At 51.7% G+C, this 17,743-nt stretch carries 19 protein-coding genes; 9 read left to right on the top strand and 10 right to left on the bottom strand.

Translation table 11 applies throughout. The annotated features are described in order from the left end of the window. The first annotated feature begins 65 nt into the window (after positions 1 to 65). The gene (locus tag ACLB09_RS13625; protein ID WP_410770769.1) at positions 66 to 596 is read left to right on the top strand and encodes a hypothetical protein; all 531 of its coding nucleotides are present in this window, start codon (positions 66 to 68) and stop codon (positions 594 to 596) included. Positions 597 to 799: 203 nt separating this feature from the next. Here ACLB09_RS13625 and ACLB09_RS13620 read toward each other — a convergent pair whose 3' ends face one another. Together ACLB09_RS13620 and ypfJ are read right to left on the bottom strand one after the other, a co-directional pair. Then, positions 800 to 1,084, bottom strand: coding sequence for an alpha/beta-type small acid-soluble spore protein (locus tag ACLB09_RS13620; RefSeq protein WP_410770379.1), 285 nt, complete (start codon positions 1,082 to 1,084; stop codon positions 800 to 802). A gap of 71 nt (positions 1,085 to 1,155) precedes the next feature. Then, positions 1,156 to 1,995, bottom strand: a complete 840-nt coding sequence (gene ypfJ, locus ACLB09_RS13615; RefSeq protein ID WP_410770378.1) for a KPN_02809 family neutral zinc metallopeptidase — start codon at positions 1,993 to 1,995, stop codon at positions 1,156 to 1,158. A 230-nt stretch (positions 1,996 to 2,225) separates the two neighbouring features. On the opposite strand from ypfJ, the gene ACLB09_RS13610 reads away from it, so the two are divergent. The 3 genes from ACLB09_RS13610 to ACLB09_RS13600 all read left to right on the top strand — a co-directional run bounded on the left by ACLB09_RS13610 (position 2,226) and on the right by ACLB09_RS13600 (position 5,525). Further along, complete coding sequence (locus ACLB09_RS13610; RefSeq protein ID WP_410770377.1) at positions 2,226 to 3,284, top strand: stalk domain-containing protein; 1,059 nt, start codon at positions 2,226 to 2,228, stop codon at positions 3,282 to 3,284. Positions 3,285 to 3,377: 93 nt separating this feature from the next. Then, entirely contained in the window at positions 3,378 to 3,857 is a 480-nt protein-coding gene (locus ACLB09_RS13605) for a DsrE/DsrF/DrsH-like family protein (protein ID WP_410770376.1), read from the top strand. Between the two features lie 141 nt (positions 3,858 to 3,998). Further along, a complete protein-coding gene (locus ACLB09_RS13600; protein ID WP_410770375.1) occupies positions 3,999 to 5,525 on the top strand; it encodes an aminotransferase class V-fold PLP-dependent enzyme in 1,527 nt (508 codons plus the stop codon). A gap of 36 nt (positions 5,526 to 5,561) precedes the next feature. Here the strand turns inward: ACLB09_RS13600 and ACLB09_RS13595 are convergent, their stop codons facing one another. Beyond that, the gene (locus tag ACLB09_RS13595; RefSeq protein ID WP_410770374.1) at positions 5,562 to 6,149 is read right to left on the bottom strand and encodes an NAD(P)H-dependent oxidoreductase; all 588 of its coding nucleotides are present in this window, start codon (positions 6,147 to 6,149) and stop codon (positions 5,562 to 5,564) included. A 117-nt stretch (positions 6,150 to 6,266) separates the two neighbouring features. Between ACLB09_RS13595 and ACLB09_RS13590 the strand changes: the two genes are divergently transcribed. Beyond that, the gene (locus tag ACLB09_RS13590; protein ID WP_410770373.1) at positions 6,267 to 6,701 is read left to right on the top strand and encodes a MarR family winged helix-turn-helix transcriptional regulator; all 435 of its coding nucleotides are present in this window, start codon (positions 6,267 to 6,269) and stop codon (positions 6,699 to 6,701) included. Between the two features lie 531 nt (positions 6,702 to 7,232). Here ACLB09_RS13590 and ACLB09_RS13585 read toward each other — a convergent pair. Continuing rightward, positions 7,233 to 7,607: a winged helix-turn-helix transcriptional regulator gene (locus ACLB09_RS13585; RefSeq protein WP_410770372.1), complete on the bottom strand. Its 375-nt coding sequence runs from the start codon at positions 7,605 to 7,607 to the stop codon at positions 7,233 to 7,235. A gap of 142 nt (positions 7,608 to 7,749) precedes the next feature. On the opposite strand from ACLB09_RS13585, the gene ACLB09_RS13580 reads away from it, so the two are divergent. From ACLB09_RS13580 to ACLB09_RS13565, 4 genes are all read left to right on the top strand, one after another. After that, positions 7,750 to 8,982, top strand: a complete 1,233-nt coding sequence (locus ACLB09_RS13580; protein ID WP_410770371.1) for an MFS transporter — start codon at positions 7,750 to 7,752, stop codon at positions 8,980 to 8,982. A gap of 61 nt (positions 8,983 to 9,043) precedes the next feature. Further along, positions 9,044 to 9,886 carry an aldo/keto reductase gene (locus tag ACLB09_RS13575; RefSeq protein WP_410770370.1) on the top strand — a complete coding sequence of 281 codons (843 nt, stop codon included), beginning with the start codon at positions 9,044 to 9,046 and terminating at the stop codon, positions 9,884 to 9,886. Between the two features lie 105 nt (positions 9,887 to 9,991). Continuing rightward, positions 9,992 to 10,120 (top strand): hypothetical protein, encoded by a 129-nt coding sequence (locus ACLB09_RS13570; protein ID WP_410770369.1) that lies wholly within the window; start codon positions 9,992 to 9,994, stop codon positions 10,118 to 10,120. 97 nt (positions 10,121 to 10,217) lie between these two features. Continuing rightward, the gene (locus tag ACLB09_RS13565) at positions 10,218 to 11,153 is read left to right on the top strand and encodes a helix-turn-helix transcriptional regulator (RefSeq protein ID WP_410770368.1); all 936 of its coding nucleotides are present in this window, start codon (positions 10,218 to 10,220) and stop codon (positions 11,151 to 11,153) included. 120 nt (positions 11,154 to 11,273) lie between these two features. On the opposite strand, the gene ACLB09_RS13560 is transcribed toward ACLB09_RS13565, so the two are convergent. From ACLB09_RS13560 to ACLB09_RS13535, 6 genes are all read right to left on the bottom strand, one after another. After that, the gene (locus ACLB09_RS13560; protein ID WP_410770367.1) at positions 11,274 to 12,338 is read right to left on the bottom strand and encodes an LLM class flavin-dependent oxidoreductase; all 1,065 of its coding nucleotides are present in this window, start codon (positions 12,336 to 12,338) and stop codon (positions 11,274 to 11,276) included. A gap of 363 nt (positions 12,339 to 12,701) precedes the next feature. Continuing rightward, a complete protein-coding gene (locus ACLB09_RS13555) occupies positions 12,702 to 13,211 on the bottom strand; it encodes an SRPBCC domain-containing protein (protein ID WP_410770366.1) in 510 nt (169 codons plus the stop codon). A 430-nt stretch (positions 13,212 to 13,641) separates the two neighbouring features. After that, positions 13,642 to 14,277 (bottom strand): DUF2997 domain-containing protein, encoded by a 636-nt coding sequence (locus ACLB09_RS13550; RefSeq protein WP_410770365.1) that lies wholly within the window; start codon positions 14,275 to 14,277, stop codon positions 13,642 to 13,644. Between the two features lie 18 nt (positions 14,278 to 14,295). Beyond that, positions 14,296 to 15,927: an AAA family ATPase gene (locus tag ACLB09_RS13545; protein ID WP_410770364.1), complete on the bottom strand. Its 1,632-nt coding sequence runs from the start codon at positions 15,925 to 15,927 to the stop codon at positions 14,296 to 14,298. An 11-nt stretch (positions 15,928 to 15,938) separates the two neighbouring features. Next, the gene (locus tag ACLB09_RS13540; protein WP_410770363.1) at positions 15,939 to 16,520 is read right to left on the bottom strand and encodes a 4Fe-4S single cluster domain-containing protein; all 582 of its coding nucleotides are present in this window, start codon (positions 16,518 to 16,520) and stop codon (positions 15,939 to 15,941) included. Positions 16,521 to 16,550: 30 nt separating this feature from the next. After that, the gene (locus ACLB09_RS13535; RefSeq protein WP_410770362.1) at positions 16,551 to 17,615 is read right to left on the bottom strand and encodes a hypothetical protein; all 1,065 of its coding nucleotides are present in this window, start codon (positions 17,613 to 17,615) and stop codon (positions 16,551 to 16,553) included. Positions 17,616 to 17,743 lie beyond the last annotated feature (128 nt).

The raw sequence follows: 17,743 nt of genomic DNA, 5'->3' as shown, positions 1-17,743 counted from the left end.
CGCCGCATATGATTAGTAAAAAAGGAGATGTTCGGGTGAAAAGAAAGCATAAAGACCGGCTCACCATTATTTTGGAAAAAGGTAAGCGCAAGATCGTCACCAAAACCCCGCTGCCCGGCGTTGATAAGGTCGTGTTTGTAATTAACCATCAGTTTACGAACGCGCCTAATACGACACAAATTTCCAGCGGGGCGGGACGAAGCAGCGCGGCCGGAAACAATGCAGCCATTCTCTCTCCCTTAACGCGGCAACAGCAGAGCGTCGGGGCGGGCGGCAAAGCGAAAAACCTGGACGCAAAAGGCCGGAAAGGCCGGTTATCCCCTGCCGGTTATGCTCTTCTTTCGAAACCGCACGGTAAAGAAGTCGTAATCGTCATTAACGATCAGATCGTCAAGCTCCCCAAAGGCTTTACGAATGCGTCCGCCACGCAGGTTACCAGCGGCGCCGGAAATTACAGCTCAGGAGGAACGAACGCCGCGATTGAAAGTCCCGGAACCAAGCAGCAGCATGCCGTTGGCGGAGGCCCGGGCAGCAGCGCGGTGAACAAATGGTTCGGCAAAGGCACGAAAAGATCCCGGCATAGACGACGGAAATAACTATATCCCCTTATCCTCCGGTTCAACCGGAGAAGCACAAAAAAAACTCCCCACTCTCCATCAAAAACTGGTGGTGGGAAGATCATGCAACCGCTGCCCCGGCTATGAAACAAAGTATCTTCGACTGTCTCCAACGATTTTCTGCCTATCTGGGGACCGAGGTTTCATCCGATGTAATGAATAGACTGTAAAAAGCCTGCTTGCTACTGCTCCCGGTCCGCCAACTGCTGCTGCGCAAGGCGGATCATTTCGCGGACCATCGATCCGCCGATTTTCCCGCCGATCTGCCCGGCCGATTCCGTGGTTAAATGGCCGTTTCTGCCGTCAGGCTGCAGCGGGACGCCCAATTCCTTAGCCACCTCATATTTCACATCGTCCGGCCGGCTGGGATCGACGGCATATCCTTCCCGCTTCATTACTTCCGCTTTAAACGCCTGCATTCCCCGTTCCGCTCCTTGAATTGCGTATTTTCGATTCCTTCTGGACAATTCGCCCCACTCCTTCATCTTGTTTTCAATTAAGATGCCCGGGAGCGGGGCTATTCATCCTGATCTTGAATTTATAAGTCCTTGGTTTTGAATGTATCGCCGCCAGCGATGGTACCGTTTTGAAACCCCTTATAGAACCAGCGCTTCCGCTGCTCGGACGTGCCGTGGGTGAAGCTTTCCGGAACGGCATAACCCTGGGCCCTTTTCTGAAGGGTATCGTCGCCGACAGCCGTCGCCGCAGTCAGGGCCTCCTCCAAATCGCCCTCTTCCAGCACACTCATATCCTGGGCATGATGAGCCCAGACTCCCGCAAAATAATCGGCCTGCAACTCCAACCGAACGGATTGTCCATCCGACCCTTGGTTGTCTGCGCTGCCCGACATCTGCCTCTCGGTAATTCTCATGAGGTGCTGCACATGATGCCCTACCTCGTGCGCGATGACGTAAGCCATCGCAAAGTCGCCGGGGGCTTGGAATTTTTGCCGAAGCTCATCGTAAAAGCTTAAATCGATATACAATTTGCTGTCCCCTGGACAATAAAAGGGGCCGACCGCCTTGCCTGCGGTGCCGCAAGCGGACTGAACACTGTCCGTATACAATACTAGCGTCGGCTTCTCGTAAACAAGCCCTTCCTTCTCAAACAACTCCGTCCATACCTCCTCCGTATCGGCGAGGACAACAGATACGAACTGTGCCAATTCCTTTTCTTCCTGTGTTTCCTGATACGGCGCGCTCGATTCCGGAACCCCGGAGGTCAAGGAACTCAGCACATCTCCGGCATTTCCACCGCTCAGCAGCGTCACTACGAGCAAAATAATAACTCCGCCGATACCGCCTCCGATCAGTGCGCCGCCCCCTTTCCCCCGCCGGTCCTCCACATTGGAACTGCCTCTTCTCCCTTTCCATTGCATCGCGATTCCCCCTGACTATTGATGTGTGCATCCTTACGAAGTAATAAACATTTGTCCTATTTAATACCCAAGTTTGCCCTCGGTGTCGTCAAGGAGAACGCAGCACACTGACATTTCAAAGCAAAAATAGACATTTTCCATCATTTAGCACCAAAACTATATCGATCCTTTTTCGTCCAACTATATAGACAAGTATGCAAATAAAACTGAACAACAAGGTGATGAACAAGATGACGAATAAGGTAAAAAACAAAGCAATCCTGTTAAGTCTATTAGCGGCTTCGCTAGTCTATTCTTCTTCCGCCCATGCTGAATCCGCGGACCAAACTTCGTCAACGGCAGGTGCCGCTCAGGTGTCCATCTATCTGGACGGCAGCCAGCTTGCAACGGAGACCAATCCGATCCTGGTTAACGGAGCCGTACTCGTTCCGATGCGCAGTTTGTTTGAAGCGCAGGGCGCCAGGCTGGGATGGGATAGCGGCAGCAAGACGGTTACCGCAACCAAGGACAACACCAAATTGGTCTACCGCATCGGTGAGACCACCGCAGAGTTGAACGGTCAAGCGTTGGATCTCGCCGTCCCCGGCCAAATTTCCGACGGGTATTCGCTCGTGCCTCTGCGGTTTGTCAGCGAAGCGCTTGGAAGCACAGTAGAATTGGACGAAAATACCCGCAAGGTCACCATCTCTTCCATCATTCATGGAGAAGCAACCGTTCTTTGGGGCGTTAACCTGCGTAGCGCCCCCGATTCCGAAAGCAAGGCAACCGGAGATTTGCTGCCCGTCGGCGAGAAGGTACAGGTTCTTCGCGAAGCATCTCCCTTCTGGCTGGAAGTGCGCACCAAGGACAACCGGACTGGATTTATTTCGGCTAAACCGAAATACACAGACTATTCCAGCGCTTCGCTCCGCGAGCAGCAAGCAGACGAGCTGATTGCATACGGCAAGACCTTTTTGGGCACTCCTTACGAATTCGGCGCTTCGCCGGACCAGACCAAAACCTTTGACTGTTCTTCCTTCGTCAAACGCGTCTTCAGCGAAATCCTGTCGGTCGACCTGCCTCGCGTTTCCTATGACCAGGCTAAGGAAGGCAAGGAGGTCAGCATGGACGAGCTTCAGAAGGGAGATTTGTTGTTCTTTGACGCAAGAGGCCTGGACATCGGCCATGTCGCCATCTATGCGGGCAACAATCAACTTCTGCACACCTACTCGAAAAAGTACGGGGTTATGACCGGAGAATTCACCGGCCAATGGAAGGAGCGGTTCGTAACCGCGCGGCGGGTTTTTTAGGGCTCTTTTCAAAAAATGACCGTTCCATGAACTTGGCATATCCTTCCGTTTCGGGACCATACTAATGGCATTCATCAGAAACGGAGGCGGAATATGGCGGATAAGAAAATGAGCCTGCTCATGTTTAGCGGGGATTACGATAAAGCGATGGCCGGGCTGATCCTGGCCAATGCAGCGCGGGATATTGACGTCGAAGTGACGATGTTCTTCGCGTTCTGGGGACTGTTTCTGCTGCGCGATCCCGATCAAATGACGCAGGAAGACAAAACGGTGTACGAGAAGCTCATGGGCTGGATGACCCCGAAAGGTCCCGAGGAACTCCCACTGTCGAAAATGAATTTCAGCGGGCTGGGCAAATGGATGCTGACGGAAATGATCGAGGATAATGAGGCGCCGAAATTGATCCATTTCTTAAAGGGAGCGCGGAAAAAGAACGTAAAATTTTACGGGTGCAAACTGTCCGTAGATATCATGGGCTTCAAGGAGCAGGAGTTCATTCCGGAACTCGAAATCGTCGATGCTCAGACGTATCTTCGCGATGCGCTTGAGTCCGACGTTCAATTGTTCATCTGATAGTTGCAGGCATAAAACGGCGGGTCCGAACTTTTGGGCCCGTTCTTTTTGTGGCGATTTCATGACAACGTCTGATTTGCTTTAACCCATCTGGGCGCCCCTGCGTACCTTAAACCGAATGACTGTAAGGAGGGCACGGATATGCAGGCCAGAATCGGAAGCAATGTTTATGCGTTACATACCTCGGCCGGACAAAGTTTTAAGCGGTATCGTGAAAATATCATCGGTAACCGGCATACTTTCGCCTCGCCTTATGGAAAGAAGCCGTTGGTTTACGCCGATTGGGCGGCCAGCGGGCGGCTGTACGGACCGATCGAATCCAAACTCGGAAGTAATTTCGGGCCATTTGCGGCAAATACGCATTCGCATTCCAATGTGTCCGGAGAGACGATGACTTTGGCTTATGAGGAAGCGAAAAAGATCATTAAGCACCACGTTAATGCAGGTGAACATGATATCCTGCTCTTTGCGGGAACCGGAATGACGGGCGCCGTCAATAAACTGCAGCGTCTGCTGGGATTGAAAGTTCCCGGAGACCTGAAGCCTTTTGTGAAATTACCAGAAGAGCAGATTCCGATTATTTTTGTGACCCATATGGAGCATCACTCCAATCATATTTCCTGGGCCGAAACGATCGGAGAAGTGGTGTGCATTCCTCCGGGCCCCGGCGGGATGGTGGAGCCGGATCATCTGGAGGCCTTGCTGCGGCGGTTCTCGGACCGGCAAGTGAAGATCGGTGCGTTTACGGCCTGTTCCAATGTAACAGGTTTTGAAACGCCTTATTATGAACTGGCACGCAAAATGCATCAGCACGGCGGCATGTGCTTTATCGACTTTTCGGCGAGCGCTCCGCATGTGTCGATGGATATGCATCCCGGGCCTCCCATGGACAGTCTGGACGGCATTCTTTTTTCTTCCCACAAGTTTCTTGGCGGGCCCGGGGCGAGCGGCGTCCTCATCATGGATGCAAGGCGGTGCGTAAGCCGGATTCCCGATCATCCGGGAGGGGGCACCGTCACCTGGACCAATCCGTGGGGTGATTATTTCTACAACGAGGATACCGAAGCCCGCGAAGACGGCGGTACTCCGGGCGTCATACAAGCGATCCGAACCGCCTTGTGCGTCCGGCTAAAGGAGGACATGGGCATCCCCCGTATCCGGGAACGCGAGCGGGAACTAACCTCGCAGCTGCTAGCCGCGCTTGAAAAAATCCCGGGTCTACGTGTCCTTGGAGGAAACAGCCGCAAACGGCTGGGGATCCTTTCTTTTACCGTGGAATCCGTACACTACAATCTGATGGTAAAGCTATTGAACGACCGCTTCGGCATTCAAGTCCGCGGGGGATGTTCCTGCGCAGGCACCTACGGGCACTATCTGCTGGGCATTGACCAGCCGCACTCTAACCAGATCGCCGAGCTCATCGCGGCGGGAGATCTGTCCATGAAACCGGGATGGGTGCGCGTGTCCCTCTATCCCACCATGACCGACCGGGAGATCGCTTATATCGCCTCATCCATCCATGACGTCGTAGACCATATCGATGAGTGGAAAAAAGATTACGCCTATCATCCCTCTTCAGGGGAGTGGCAGCACGTTCAAGAGGCGCAGCAGGAGAAAGCGGAGCAGCAACCAAAGCAGATGCGCATCCAGGAATGGTTTTCTTTTTGAATTTGATGGGGCCAGTTGGATTTACTGCAAACGCCGTTATCGGGCAACGGTTTTAAAGTATCGGTAGACTTGCTGCAATTTCTCCTTCTGTTTTCCATTTGGCCGCTCCATATTTCCGATTTCAAAAAATTTGATTTTCCGGATGCCCACGAATTGAAACAGGGCTTTTCGCATCAGTACCTTATGGGAATTGTTAAGCCAGTACAATGGATAAAGCGTCGGCCCCTTCATGGTGGATACGCAAACCACGGATTTGCCTTTCAGAAGTCCTTCCGGCAGAAGTTTACCGTTGTCCCGGTAAGCGAAGCCGGAAGCGAACATTTTATCGATATAGCCCAGCAGCATTGCCGGAGGACGCCCCCACCAAATGGGATAGACGAATACGATTTTGTCCGCCCATTTCAGCTGATTCCGGTACTTCTCCAGCGCCGGGTCGGCGTGCATATCCCGTCTGCGTTTGTGTTCATGGAAGACCAGCACCGGATCAAATTGCTCCTCATATAAATCCAGCACCTGGATCTCAGAGACCAGTGGATTTTCACCGCTACCTTCCAGCACTTTTTGCAAAAAAGCATAATTCAGGCTCTTATGATTCGGATGAGTATAAATCACCAGCAGATTCACTCTTGCCACCTCTTTACTTATCATTTGATAAGCAAATCGTATACGATTCCTGTTTAGTTGTCAAATGATAATTGTTTTATGATAACAATTTTGCTATCGTTGAATGGAGGTGGTTTGGTGGATAAACATCAGCTTTTTCAACAATTCGTAGCCTTTACGGCGGCCGTGCATCAAGTGAAGCACGAGATGACCAAAGACATTAAAACCGGTGAGATCACGCCGGTTCAATACAACATTCTGGAGTACATCGCGGTCAGCCAGCCCGTGACCCTCAGCCAAATCAGCGATTGCCAGCATATGTCGATGCCGAATACGAGCCGGGAGATCCGCAAACTCGTAGAGAAAGAGCTTTGCGAAAAATATACCGCCGAGGAAGACCGGCGCGTCCAATATATACGCCTATCCCCGAAAGGACAGGCTATGATGGACGAAGCTTTCGGGCGAGTTGAAAGCCGCTTTCTGGAGCAGGTCCGCGGCCTCTCTGATGCCGATCTGGAAGAGGTCGGCCGGGCGCTAAACTTGCTGCAAAGCAAAGTTTTTCTGGGTGAATAAGAGAAAGCCCCTCGCCGATTGGCGGGGGGCTTTTTTACTTTTACGGAAGTTGCGGCTAACTTTTTGCACTTTTGGCACCGTGTACCCAATCCGCGTGATAAACGGGTCAGTTAGTTACCACCCATCCACCCATCCATCAACAATTCCACTAGCCAATATCGCCAATGGTTCCGCTACCTTCGACTTCCTTGGCGGCAAACCAACCGGAAAATTCTAACGGACACCAGAGACGCTATTTGTTGTGAAAACGCGTTTTTAGACGGCTAACGGACACAGGAGACCTTAATTTCCGGAAAATGTGATAAATCGAAGGCACGTTACCCGTTTAAGGGCTCTGGTGTCCGTTAAAATTTCAAAAGCACAAAACAAGGCGAGTTAAGGGCTTTGGTGTCCGTTAGAGATTAAAGCCAATCCATCTGCCCGGACCGCCTGTTCCAAGTCAGGAGCAGAGTCAGAGCCAGTTCGAAGGAATCCCCCGGTATTCCCGTTCATTGGCGATTCGATAGCCGTCGTTTCGGATCGGGTAGCCGCTCATTGATTCAGAATACTCTCCTCCAACACCGCGAACTTGTCTCCATACTCCTTAATAATATGCCGCTCGCCCCATGCGCACAGGGAATCGAGGATTCCTCTCAGACTCATGCCGTATTCGCTAAGTTCGTACTCGACCCTCGGCGGTACCTCGTTGTAACTGATCCGGTTCACGATGCCGTCCTTCTCCAGCTCCCTCAACTGCTGGGTCAGCATTTTCTGGGTAATGGCAGGCATGAGGCGCTTCAAGTCGCTCGTTCTTTTCTTGCCGTGCGTTAAATGGCAGAGGATAACGCATTTCCATTTTCCCCCGATCACTTCCAAGGTGGCCTCTACCGATATGTTGTACTTCTTGTTCTTGTTTGCCGCAGCCATCTTCGTTGCCTCCCGATATCTAATAGTCAATAGGCACTTTTTAGTACCTATATTACTTTGAAGTACGTACTGTTCATTATTATCCCGATACCTGATAATAGCATTTGCCGGCCGGCGAAGACAATTTGGAGGAGTGGAACCTATGACCCTAGAGAGAAGACGCAGTACTCTGGCGCTTCTGGCCTTAGCCGTCAGTGCTTTTGCGATCGGCACAACCGAGTTCATCAGTGTAGGGTTGCTCCCTCTGATCGCTGATGACTTTCATATATCCGTTACGACCTCAGGTCTGACTGTAACTTTATACGCTCTGGGCGTGACCTTCGGTGCCCCGGTGCTAACGTCCCTGACATCCGGCGTTTCTCGAAAAACGCTGCTGTTATGGATCATGATTGTTTTTATTGCCGGAAACAGCCTGGCTGCTGGCGCGGGAAGCATCGGCATGCTGCTCATCGCACGCGTCATCTCCGCCTTGGCGCATGGCGTGTTCATGTCCATCGGATCTACGATTGCGGCCGATCTCGTCTCCGAGGACCGCAGAGCCAGCGCGATCGCGATCATGTTCTCCGGGCTTACCGTGGCGACCGTTACCGGCGTCCCGCTCGGGACCCTGATCGGTCAGCATTGGGGCTGGCGCACGGCCTTCATCGCGATTGCGGCGATCGGCGTGTTGGCTTTCATCGCCAATTTGGCCCTGGTCTCGGGAAACATCCGCAAGGGAACGCCAACGCGGTTTCGCGACCAGCTAAACCTTGTTACCAACGGACGACTGCTGCTTGCTTTTGCCATTACTGCCTTGGGGTACGGCGGCACTTTTGTCGTCTTTACCTATTTATCCCCGCTGCTTCATGAGATAACCGGGTTCAAGGAAGAAACGGCAGCCGTTATCCTTCTTATATACGGAATCGCCATTGCCATCGGCAATGTTATTGGAGGCAGAGCGGCCAATCGTAAGCCGGTAAAAGCCTTGTTCTATATGTTCGCGATTCAGTCGCTCGTGCTGTTCATACTGGCCTTTACCATCCCTTATAAAACAGCCGGGCTGATCACCATTTTTCTGATGGGCTTGTTTGCTTTCATGAACGTTCCCGGCCTGCAAATTTACGTCGTCATGTTGGCGGAGCGCTTTGCTCCAAAAGCAAAAGACGTGGCTTCCGCGCTCAATATCGCGGCTTTTAATGCGGGCATTGCCATCGGCGCCTATCTGGGCGGTATCGTGACCGACCACATCGGGCTTGTTCATACCACTTGGGTCGGAGCGATCATGGTCCTGAGCGCCGTATTCCTTACGGCTCGGGCCCGTACCCTGGAGAAAAGGGACAGCACTGTAACTATTACGGAGACTCGCTCCATGAATCCCGTCCCGCAAAAAGGGTAACGATAAAGGAACTGAATTTTTTGGAAATCGATATATCAATGAATAGGAGTTGGAATAAAAAATGATAAAACATTTGCAAGATACGGTTACTTTGCATAACGGGGTAAACATGCCGGGATTAGGTTTGGGCGTCTTTAAAGTCGAGGAAGGCTCGGAACTGATCCAAGCAGTAAAAGCCGCAGTGAAGCATGGCTACCGCAGCATCGACACGGCGGCAGTCTATCAAAATGAAAGCAGCGTGGGAAAAGCCATTGCCGAATTGCTTTCAGAGTCCACGGTCTCGAGAGAGGAACTGTTCGTTACTTCTAAAGTATGGAACTCCGATCTGGGCTACGAGTCAACGATCTCAGCCTATGAGACAAGCTTGTACAAGCTCGGCTTGGACTACCTCGACCTGTATCTCATTCATTGGCCGGTCAAAGGCAAATACAAAGAGGCGTGGCGTGCGCTGGAAACCCTGTACCGTGACGGGCGGGTCAAAGCCATCGGAGTGAGCAACTTCCAAATTCATCATCTTGAGGATCTTATGAAAGACGCAGCAATCAAGCCTATGGTTAATCAGGTAGAATTTCACCCCCGCCTGACGCAAAAAGAATTAATAGCTTTTTGCCAAGAACACGGCATTCAAATGGAGGCCTGGTCCCCACTCATGCAGGGCGAGCTTCTGGATAACGAGGTATTGAAGGGCATTGCCGAAAAACACGGAAAATCCGTAGCCCAAATCATCCTGCGGTGGGATGTGCAGCATAGTGTCATCACCATTCCAAAGTCTACGAAAGAGCAGCGGATCATCGAGAACGCGGCACTCTTCGATTTCGAGCTGACGGCAGACGATATGAGCCGAATCGATGGTCTGAACGAAAACCGCCGTGTCGGTCCGGACCCGGACAATTTCGATTTTTAAACCGAGAAATGCCAACATTTCTTTTTGACCCTGACACAATGCTGTCAGGGTCTCCGTTTTATGATGAGTATATAAAAATCAAGTATTCCAAGGAGACCCAAATCCATGCCCCATACTCATCAGCCATCTTCCGTGAAAGATCCGAAGTTTGAGCGCGGCACTCACTTTGCGTCGATGGACAAACCGGAGGTTCTGGCAGGGGATATCCAAACCTTTTTCCGAAAATTAAGATAAAACTTCTAAATGAAAGAGGGCCCTGCCCTCCCCATGTCGAAAAATATTCGTTAAATATAGACCGCAATCCCTTATTCCCGAAAAGGAGGAATGCCGCATGAAGCTGGACCGGTTGCTTGCGATCACGATGACTTTGCTCAACCAGCCCCGCGTCAACGCCACCGAACTGGCGGAACGCTTTGAAGTATCGCTGCGCACCATCTACCGCGACATGGAGTCAATCAATCAGGCCGGCATTCCGGTCGTCTCTTTTCCGGGGTCGGACGGAGGATACGAAATTATGCCAAGCTATCGTATCGATAAGCAAATGTTGTCCCTGGACGATTTTGCCGCGATTTACTCCGCTCTGCGCGGTGCCCGGTCTGCAACCAACAATTCCGATCTGGACGGGTTAATGGAGAAGTTAGGGGCATTGATGACTCATCCAACCGGCGTTACGGGCGCAGAGGCTGCCGTAGATCTGGACTTTACCCCCAGTCCGAACGACCGGGACAAAATCGCTCCATTAGGGCGTGCGATTAAAGATTTGAATCTGGTCCGGCTGGAATATCTGGACGGCAAAGGGTTGGAAACCGAACGTACCGTCGAACCGATGGGGCTGTTCCTCAAAGGCTATGTCTGGTATCTTTACGGCTACTGCCTTACCCGTTCCGATATCCGGGTTTTCCGGCTCTCCCGGATCCTTGAGACCACCATATTGCCGGATAAGTTCGAACGAAGGGAATACTCTTTGCGCGATGTTGAGAGGCAGTTTATGCAAAGGGTCGATTTTCAAAAAGTTAGAGCCGTCCTCTGCTTCAGCCCCGAGCTCAAAACCCGGGTGAGAGACGAGTTCGGTTTCGGCGAAATCACTGCAAATCCCGATGGAACCTTAACGGTGATCGCCCATTATTCCTCGGAGGAGCAGGCGATCCGGCAGATTTTGAAATACAGCTATCATGCCACGCTCATCGATCCCCCCGAGCTGGTAGAACAGTTAAAACGCCATATTGCCGCAATGGCCGCCAAATATGAGATTAAACCGTTCAATTAAAATGATGCCATCTCAAAAAGGACGCTTCAACCGGTTGCTTTAATAACCCGAGAGAAGCGTCCTTTTACGCTGAAACTGTATTTTGCTTCAGTCAAAGAAACAAAAGTACGGAGCCGGGGGTTATTCCTTCGGCTCGCCTTCCGCTTCCCAGCGGGCTATTTCTTCCCTCACCCGCGGCGCTACCTCGCTGCCGAGCAGCTCAATGGAACGCATGACATCTTCATGAGGCATCGTGCCGAGCGGGCAATGCAGCATGAAACGGGTGATGCCTACGTGTTTGCGCAGGTGAATGATCTTCTGCGCCACCGTCTCCGGATCGCCTACGTACAGCGCACCCTCCAGGCTGCGCGCGGCATCGAACGAGGCGCGGCCGTAGTGCCCCCAGCCCCGCTCCCGGCCGATGACGTTCATACTGGCCTGGGTCGAAGGGAAAAACTTGTCCGCCGCCCCTTCCGTATCCTCGCCGACGAAGCCGTGCGAATGCGAGGCCACCGGCAGCTTCGATACATCATGGCCGGCTTGGGCCGCCGCTTTCTTGTATAGCTGTACGAGCGGGGCAAACTGGGTCGGTTTGCCGCCGATGATCGCCAGCACCAGCGGCAGGCCGAGCAGCCCGGCACGGATGACCGACTCCGTATTGCCGCCGCTGCCGATCCATACCGGCAATGGCTCTTGCACCGGCCGCGGGTACACGCCCAGATTGTTGATTGCCGGACGGTGTTTGCCGCCGCTCCAAGTGACCTTTTCCGATTCGCGCAAGGTCAGCAGCAAATCCAGCTTCTCTTCGAACAACTCATCGTATTCGTCCAAATCATATCCGAACAGCGGGAAAGATTCGATAAAGGAACCCCGGCCCGCCATAATTTCCGCGCGTCCATTCGAAATTCCGTCCAGCGTCGCAAAATCCTGGAACACCCGCACCGGATCGGCGGAAGACAACACGGTGACCGCGCTAGTCAGGCGAATCCATTTGGTCTGCGGTGCAGCCGCTGCCAGCACCAGGGCCGGTGAAGATGCCGCATAGTCCTTCCGATGATGCTCGCCTACGCCAAATACATCCAATCCTACCTGATCGGCAAGAACAATTTCCTCGACGACTTCGCGCAAACGCTGCGCGTGACTTATAACTTCGCCGGTCACAACGTCCGGCGTTGTTTCCACAAATGTGCTTATTCCTATTTCCATAGACGTCCCTCCCGACTTATCCTTGGCAGCTTCTATACAAGATGAACTTTGAAATTGATGTAATGGCAAGTACGTAAAATGTTCCTACGATCGCTGTTGGGTCCAGATTTCTTGATCTTTTAAAATCTGATTCGGAAGAAATCCGGAACCAAAGGCGAACGCTCCTCTTCCTCGGAGTCATTTTACTCTCTTGCCTGCTCCGTATTGTTTGTTCATCTTATAGAGCACCAAGTGTCTATATTTTGGCCTTTTATCGCGTATTTTTCAAGTTGGCCGATTCGCGGCTTGTTTACTGTTCTTGCGGTAAGTCCTAAAAAAGACGAGACAGTGAATGCACTGCCCCGCCTTTTACCGGAGTGGATGTTATTGTACGGATTGCAAATGTTCGGCGAGACGATCCCATGTCTCGGTGATGCCTTGTTCCATCCCCATGTTGAGGACAGTTTGGAGGGCTTCTTCGGAATCGTACTTGCCCTTGTTTATGACTTTGGTCTTTCCCTCATGATCTTCGAAGATCAAAGTGACCTCCGTCGCAGGCATTTCATCGTTTTCACGGCCCTCTTCATCCGAGAAATAATCCATGTAGACGATCTTCTCACCGGCGGAGATCTCTTTGTATACCGCTTTGCCCCAGGATTCCATGCCGTAAAAGTCGGTTATGTTCTCGTCGATGCATTTCATGCAATAGTGCCAGGCGCCGCCTTCCCGAAGATCGATGTTGCACACGCTCAAGGTCCAGCCTCGGGGACCCCACCAATGCTTCAGATGCTCCGCTTCGGTAAACGCTTTGAAGACAAGTCCCTGCGGTGCATCGAAAATGCGCTCCAAAATAAATTCATTGCCTTCTACCCGGGTAACCGTTTGGTTTGACATTGAAAATTCCTCCTAAGATTTATTGGTATTCTCTTCGGATTGCAACTGCCGTAAGTAGTGATCCCGGTTGTCATACCGTTTGCTCCAAACCATGCGGTATTTGTCCAGCCAGGCATCCATCCCCTGAAACGGCTCCACCGGAGACGATTATTCCGGCGGTTGGAAACGGCCTCCGCATCGACGATATCGGCCTCGAGCAGAACGCGCAGATGCTTCGAAGCTTGAGGCTGCTACATCCATCATTCGGACATTCCTTTGTAGTGCAAATTTTAAAATTTTAAATTTTATATTTAATATATAACATGACAGGAATATTCCCTGTAAAGGAATATTTGAAATTCCCCATAACTATCCCATAACTCCCCCTTATTAAAAAGAGCGAGATCGCCCCGTACACCGGTCGATCCCGCTCATTCCTTCCGCCAGCCGGTTACCCGCGGGTCAACCGCAAAACCTGCAGCTCCCGATCCTCGACCGTCGCCTGGTAAGCAGGCGTCCAGGTCCGCTGAAATGCGGACACATCGGAGTCCGCCAGCAATCTCTCAAGCTCAGCCGTCGCATCGGTACAAGAGCTGCCCGCCACACCTTGCACGCTCTCTTCAATAAGGCCGTCTACGGTTTGCGTTACCGTAATCGACTTGGCTCCCGTTCCGAAGCGGATGACGAACGATGCTCCTTCCGTCGTTCTGCTCTCATGCGCTTCCGCATGCAACCCCGCCTCCCTGTAACGTTTGCAGGCTTGTTCGACCGCACAGCGAAGATAGGCGGTTTGAACTTCGGATAATAGCTGCCCGCCCGCGAGATCCAGAGCTTCGCCGGACAACTCGCTCGACTCTACGAATGCTTGTAAGCCCTCTTCCGTTTCCAAAATAATCAGATTCAAATGGTCCCTGGTGCCGGTGAGCAGCTTGCCGAGGGATTCCCCTCCGATCCCCAGCTTTTTTTGCAGTTCCGTACTATAGGAATTCCATACCTGGTTTTCCGGCTCCAAGCCCGTGTCCCGCATTGCGCGAAACAACAATCTCTTGTCCCGAAAAGCCATAGGAAATGTCGTACAGTGACTCATAATTCATGTCCTCCTCGCCTAGAAGTCGATATTTCGCCCAACCGTCTCTTCATCGGCCGGAATGCCCTCCATGGCAGCCTGTAATTTCAATTCCGGAGCAAGGCTGGCTCTAACCGCGTTATCCGCCGCCCAAGTCCGCATGTATCCTATATCCTCTTTCCGGACCCGGCTTAACGGTACGGACTGGACAATCGTCTTCTCAATATCCGCAGAAGTGACGTCACCTTCAGGATGCTCGGGCGTATTTTTGACGAAAAAGGCTTCCAGCAATGCCTGATTCACGCAAGCCTCGATTTCGGAACCGGTTAGTCTTACTCCGTCGCCCAAATTGGCCTCGCCCGATAACTTCACCATTTTAGGAATGTCGAAATGCTCCGGATTACGGCCGATCCGCTTAATATGGATCTTGAAGATTTCCGCGCGTTCCTGTTCATTCGGCAAATCAACAAAGAAAATTTCATCAAAGCGTCCTTTGCGTAATAGTTCGGGCGGAAGACTGGCGATGTTATTTGCCGTGGCAAAAACAAAGACCGGGCTTTTCTTCTCCTGCATCCAGGTCAGAATCGTACCGAACACACGGGAGGTCGTTCCCCCGTCGCTCTGATTGCTGCTGGCGAGGCCGGATAGTGCTTTCTCGATCTCATCGATCCAGAGAATGGATGGGGACACGGCTTCGCACATGGAAAGCGCGGCCCGGATATTGGCCTCCGAGGAGCCGACATACATGCCGAAGACGCGGCCTAAATCGAGCCGGAGAAGCGGCATTTTCCAGGAGGCCGCCACGCATTTGGCGCTAAGGCTCTTACCGCAACCGGGAACGCCGACGAGCAGAACGCCTTTGGGCCAGCCGATGCCAAATTGCTCGGCTTCGGGGGTATAGGCTTGCTTCCGAATCTCCAGCCATTTTTTCAAATTGTCCAGCCCGCCGATATCGGCCGTCTCCAGCTTTTCGGTTTCTACGTATTCCAAAATGCCGGATTTACGGATATTTTGCTTCTTTTCCTCCAAAATGAAATCGATATCTTCCGCGGAAATTCGTTTGTGCCGAACGAGCGATTTGGCCAGGCAGTTTTCGATCTCGGTCTTCGAAAGGCCGATGGATGCCCGTCCCAAAGCGTCCAGCGTAGATTCCGTGCAATCGATCACAAGATCATTCCGATCCGTATATTGACGGGCAAACTGCGAAATAATCGTCTTGAGTTCATTCAGGTCGGGATAAGGCATATCGATGATCGTTACTTCTTTTTGCAGCTCCGTTGGAATTTCCATCAACGGTCCGACGACAATCGAATTGGACGGCATTCTTTCCCGGATTTCCTGGGCAAGCTCCTTAAACCTCCGAATATAGACCGGGGAGCTATTCAAATGCGACTGCAGATCAAGCCAAACGAATAAGGATGGCTCTTCCGCAAGCTGCTCGGCCTTGGCAATGGCGGACATGAGGTCGACCGTATCCGGGTGAACCGCCGTATTTCCGTCAATCACCAATCCTTTGGTACAAGACCACGTCAATAACCGTTTGTTCAGCTTGCGCGCCAATTCGGTAAGCAAATCAAGCGCCCGTTCCTCTTCCAAAGTATTAATCAAGATAACGCCGTATCGAGCACGTATCAATACTTCCAACTCGCTGATAAACTCATCTTTTGTCATGATCGGATCTCCTATTTTATAAAATTATAGAAACTATGATATTGAAACGTATCAGGGTAACCGGACAGCCTCAAGATGCTGTCGTTTTGCAGAGACACCTCCATACGCCGTTCCGGCATCAGCGTGTGCGGCTCAATCCGATCGGTCACCAGGATAAGACGCTTGGAGTTCCAGATTTCGTAAGGGTCTGGTCCTTCCGTGTACGGACCGGCCAGTACGGCATCCGCCAACAGTATTACGGAACGCGCAGCTTCCGAGGCAAAAATCCGTTCGGGAGAAAACCCGCTGAATACCAATACGGTCCCGGAATTTATGCTTCGAAAGGACCGGATTAGCGCGGAGACCGCCTCAGGCTGCTCCAAAGGTTCACCGCCGGACAAAGTCAGCCCGTCCACATTCAGCCGTCCCAGTTCCTCTCCCAAACTTACGGGATCGGCTATGTTAGCCGCGGGATGCCTGGCAGTATGCGTCTGGGGATTAAAACAACCCGGGCAGCCTATGCTGCACCCTTGCACCCAAACAACCGCCCGGGCACCGGGACCGTTAACAAAGCTGCAGCGGTTGACGTCATGGACAAATAAATCAAGGTTCATGCGCTTCTCACATCCCATCCTTTAGCCATTTTAAAAATCAATAATACGCCGGTTAGGAGTACTTTGGGCGGGATCTGTTTGGCTGGATTGGGTTGGCTGGCTTGTTCCCCCGGTTTTGTTGTCGGGAGCCGGGTTCATGGACGCCTCTTCGTTCATCATCGATGGCGGAACAGAGCGTTGGATCGAAGGATCGCTTTCATGGATATCCAGGCTGCGAATGACCGGCCGCGACGTCCCTATCGTAAGCGTGGATTCAACGGGATGGTGACGTCTATGCTCCTCCTCCCCCGACATTACGGAAGAAAACGTCTCCGCATTTACCCGATCCAGTGATTTCAACAGGAAAAATATAAACTGTTCGGGAGAATCTTGATGGCTATCTCCGGTTAAAGTGAGGCGAATCAGTTGATCGTTATCAGCCATGCGAAGGGTGATGATCATTCCTTGACCCAAACTTCCCGTCCCTATGATGGCAAGCCCCGTAATTTCCCATAAAAGGATATCATAACGCTCGCCCGATTCCGAAGAAGCCATTCGGATGACGATCAAACGGTCCGGCGTAATCAGGCATAACTTGGCATCCTTCGGTACCTCGGTCCAATTGGCAAAGTCCTTATATAAAGCATTCACCGGCTCCTCCGGTTCGATAATTCCCAGTTCCTCCAGCTCGAAAAGGCTGGCGTCGTCAATCACCGTATGCAGCCGGATCCGCCGCTTAAACAAAGTCTGTATGTAATAGATGCCTAACAGTGCGACTATAGAAACATACCAACTAAAATAACCGCTCATCCAAAATACTAAGATAAAAAGTAAGAGCAGCCATTGGGTCACGGTCAAATAAGTGCTTTTACTCTGAGGGGATTGACGGTAATACCAATACCCTTTTCCCGGCAAGTATGGCGTGATTTCGCCAGTAATCTGTTTTTTGATATTCACGAGGCCCACAATTCCCATCAGGAACATAAATCCCGATAAGAGCCCCATCAATAGTTCCCCTTCAACCAAACAAAAAATAAAGATCAATCCGAAAAAGAAGAGCCCGAACCATAACCAGGTCTTTTTTGTTTTCATTTTTTTCAAAGTGTACATGTCCATGTTTCAAAACTCCTAACTATAAGTCGATGGTACGCCTGTTGCCCTTACCGGTCGCTGCACTTGGCAAGGCTGAATTCGTCTGATTTTCCGGTTTTTTGCCGGTCTGCTTCAATGCGCGGTTGCCTTCC

Source organism: Fontibacillus forbon, from assembly GCF_046559655.1.
GTDB lineage: Bacteria > Bacillota > Bacilli > Paenibacillales > Paenibacillaceae > Fontibacillus.
This window is presented reverse-complemented; position numbering and strand designations above follow the sequence as displayed.

What these genes read in the sequence shown, in the direction of transcription:
- ypfJ (WP_410770378.1), bottom strand. Translation starts at nt 1,995, where the DNA reads ATGCAATGGAAAGGGAGAAGAGGCAGTTCCAATGTGGAGGACCGGCGG.
- ACLB09_RS13610 (WP_410770377.1), top strand. Translation starts at nt 2,226, where the DNA reads ATGACGAATAAGGTAAAAAACAAAGCAATCCTGTTAAGTCTATTAGCG.
- ACLB09_RS13605 (WP_410770376.1), top strand. Translation starts at nt 3,378, where the DNA reads ATGGCGGATAAGAAAATGAGCCTGCTCATGTTTAGCGGGGATTACGAT.
- ACLB09_RS13600 (WP_410770375.1), top strand. Translation starts at nt 3,999, where the DNA reads ATGCAGGCCAGAATCGGAAGCAATGTTTATGCGTTACATACCTCGGCC.
- ACLB09_RS13585 (WP_410770372.1), bottom strand. Translation starts at nt 7,607, where the DNA reads ATGGCTGCGGCAAACAAGAACAAGAAGTACAACATATCGGTAGAGGCC.
- ACLB09_RS13580 (WP_410770371.1), top strand. Translation starts at nt 7,750, where the DNA reads ATGACCCTAGAGAGAAGACGCAGTACTCTGGCGCTTCTGGCCTTAGCC.
- ACLB09_RS13575 (WP_410770370.1), top strand. Translation starts at nt 9,044, where the DNA reads ATGATAAAACATTTGCAAGATACGGTTACTTTGCATAACGGGGTAAAC.
- ACLB09_RS13570 (WP_410770369.1), top strand. Translation starts at nt 9,992, where the DNA reads ATGCCCCATACTCATCAGCCATCTTCCGTGAAAGATCCGAAGTTTGAG.
- ACLB09_RS13565 (WP_410770368.1), top strand. Translation starts at nt 10,218, where the DNA reads ATGAAGCTGGACCGGTTGCTTGCGATCACGATGACTTTGCTCAACCAG.
- ACLB09_RS13560 (WP_410770367.1), bottom strand. Translation starts at nt 12,338, where the DNA reads ATGGAAATAGGAATAAGCACATTTGTGGAAACAACGCCGGACGTTGTG.
- ACLB09_RS13555 (WP_410770366.1), bottom strand. Translation starts at nt 13,211, where the DNA reads ATGTCAAACCAAACGGTTACCCGGGTAGAAGGCAATGAATTTATTTTG.
- ACLB09_RS13550 (WP_410770365.1), bottom strand. Translation starts at nt 14,277, where the DNA reads ATGAGTCACTGTACGACATTTCCTATGGCTTTTCGGGACAAGAGATTG.
- ACLB09_RS13545 (WP_410770364.1), bottom strand. Translation starts at nt 15,927, where the DNA reads ATGACAAAAGATGAGTTTATCAGCGAGTTGGAAGTATTGATACGTGCT.
- ACLB09_RS13540 (WP_410770363.1), bottom strand. Translation starts at nt 16,520, where the DNA reads ATGAACCTTGATTTATTTGTCCATGACGTCAACCGCTGCAGCTTTGTT.
- ACLB09_RS13535 (WP_410770362.1), bottom strand. Translation starts at nt 17,615, where the DNA reads ATGGACATGTACACTTTGAAAAAAATGAAAACAAAAAAGACCTGGTTA.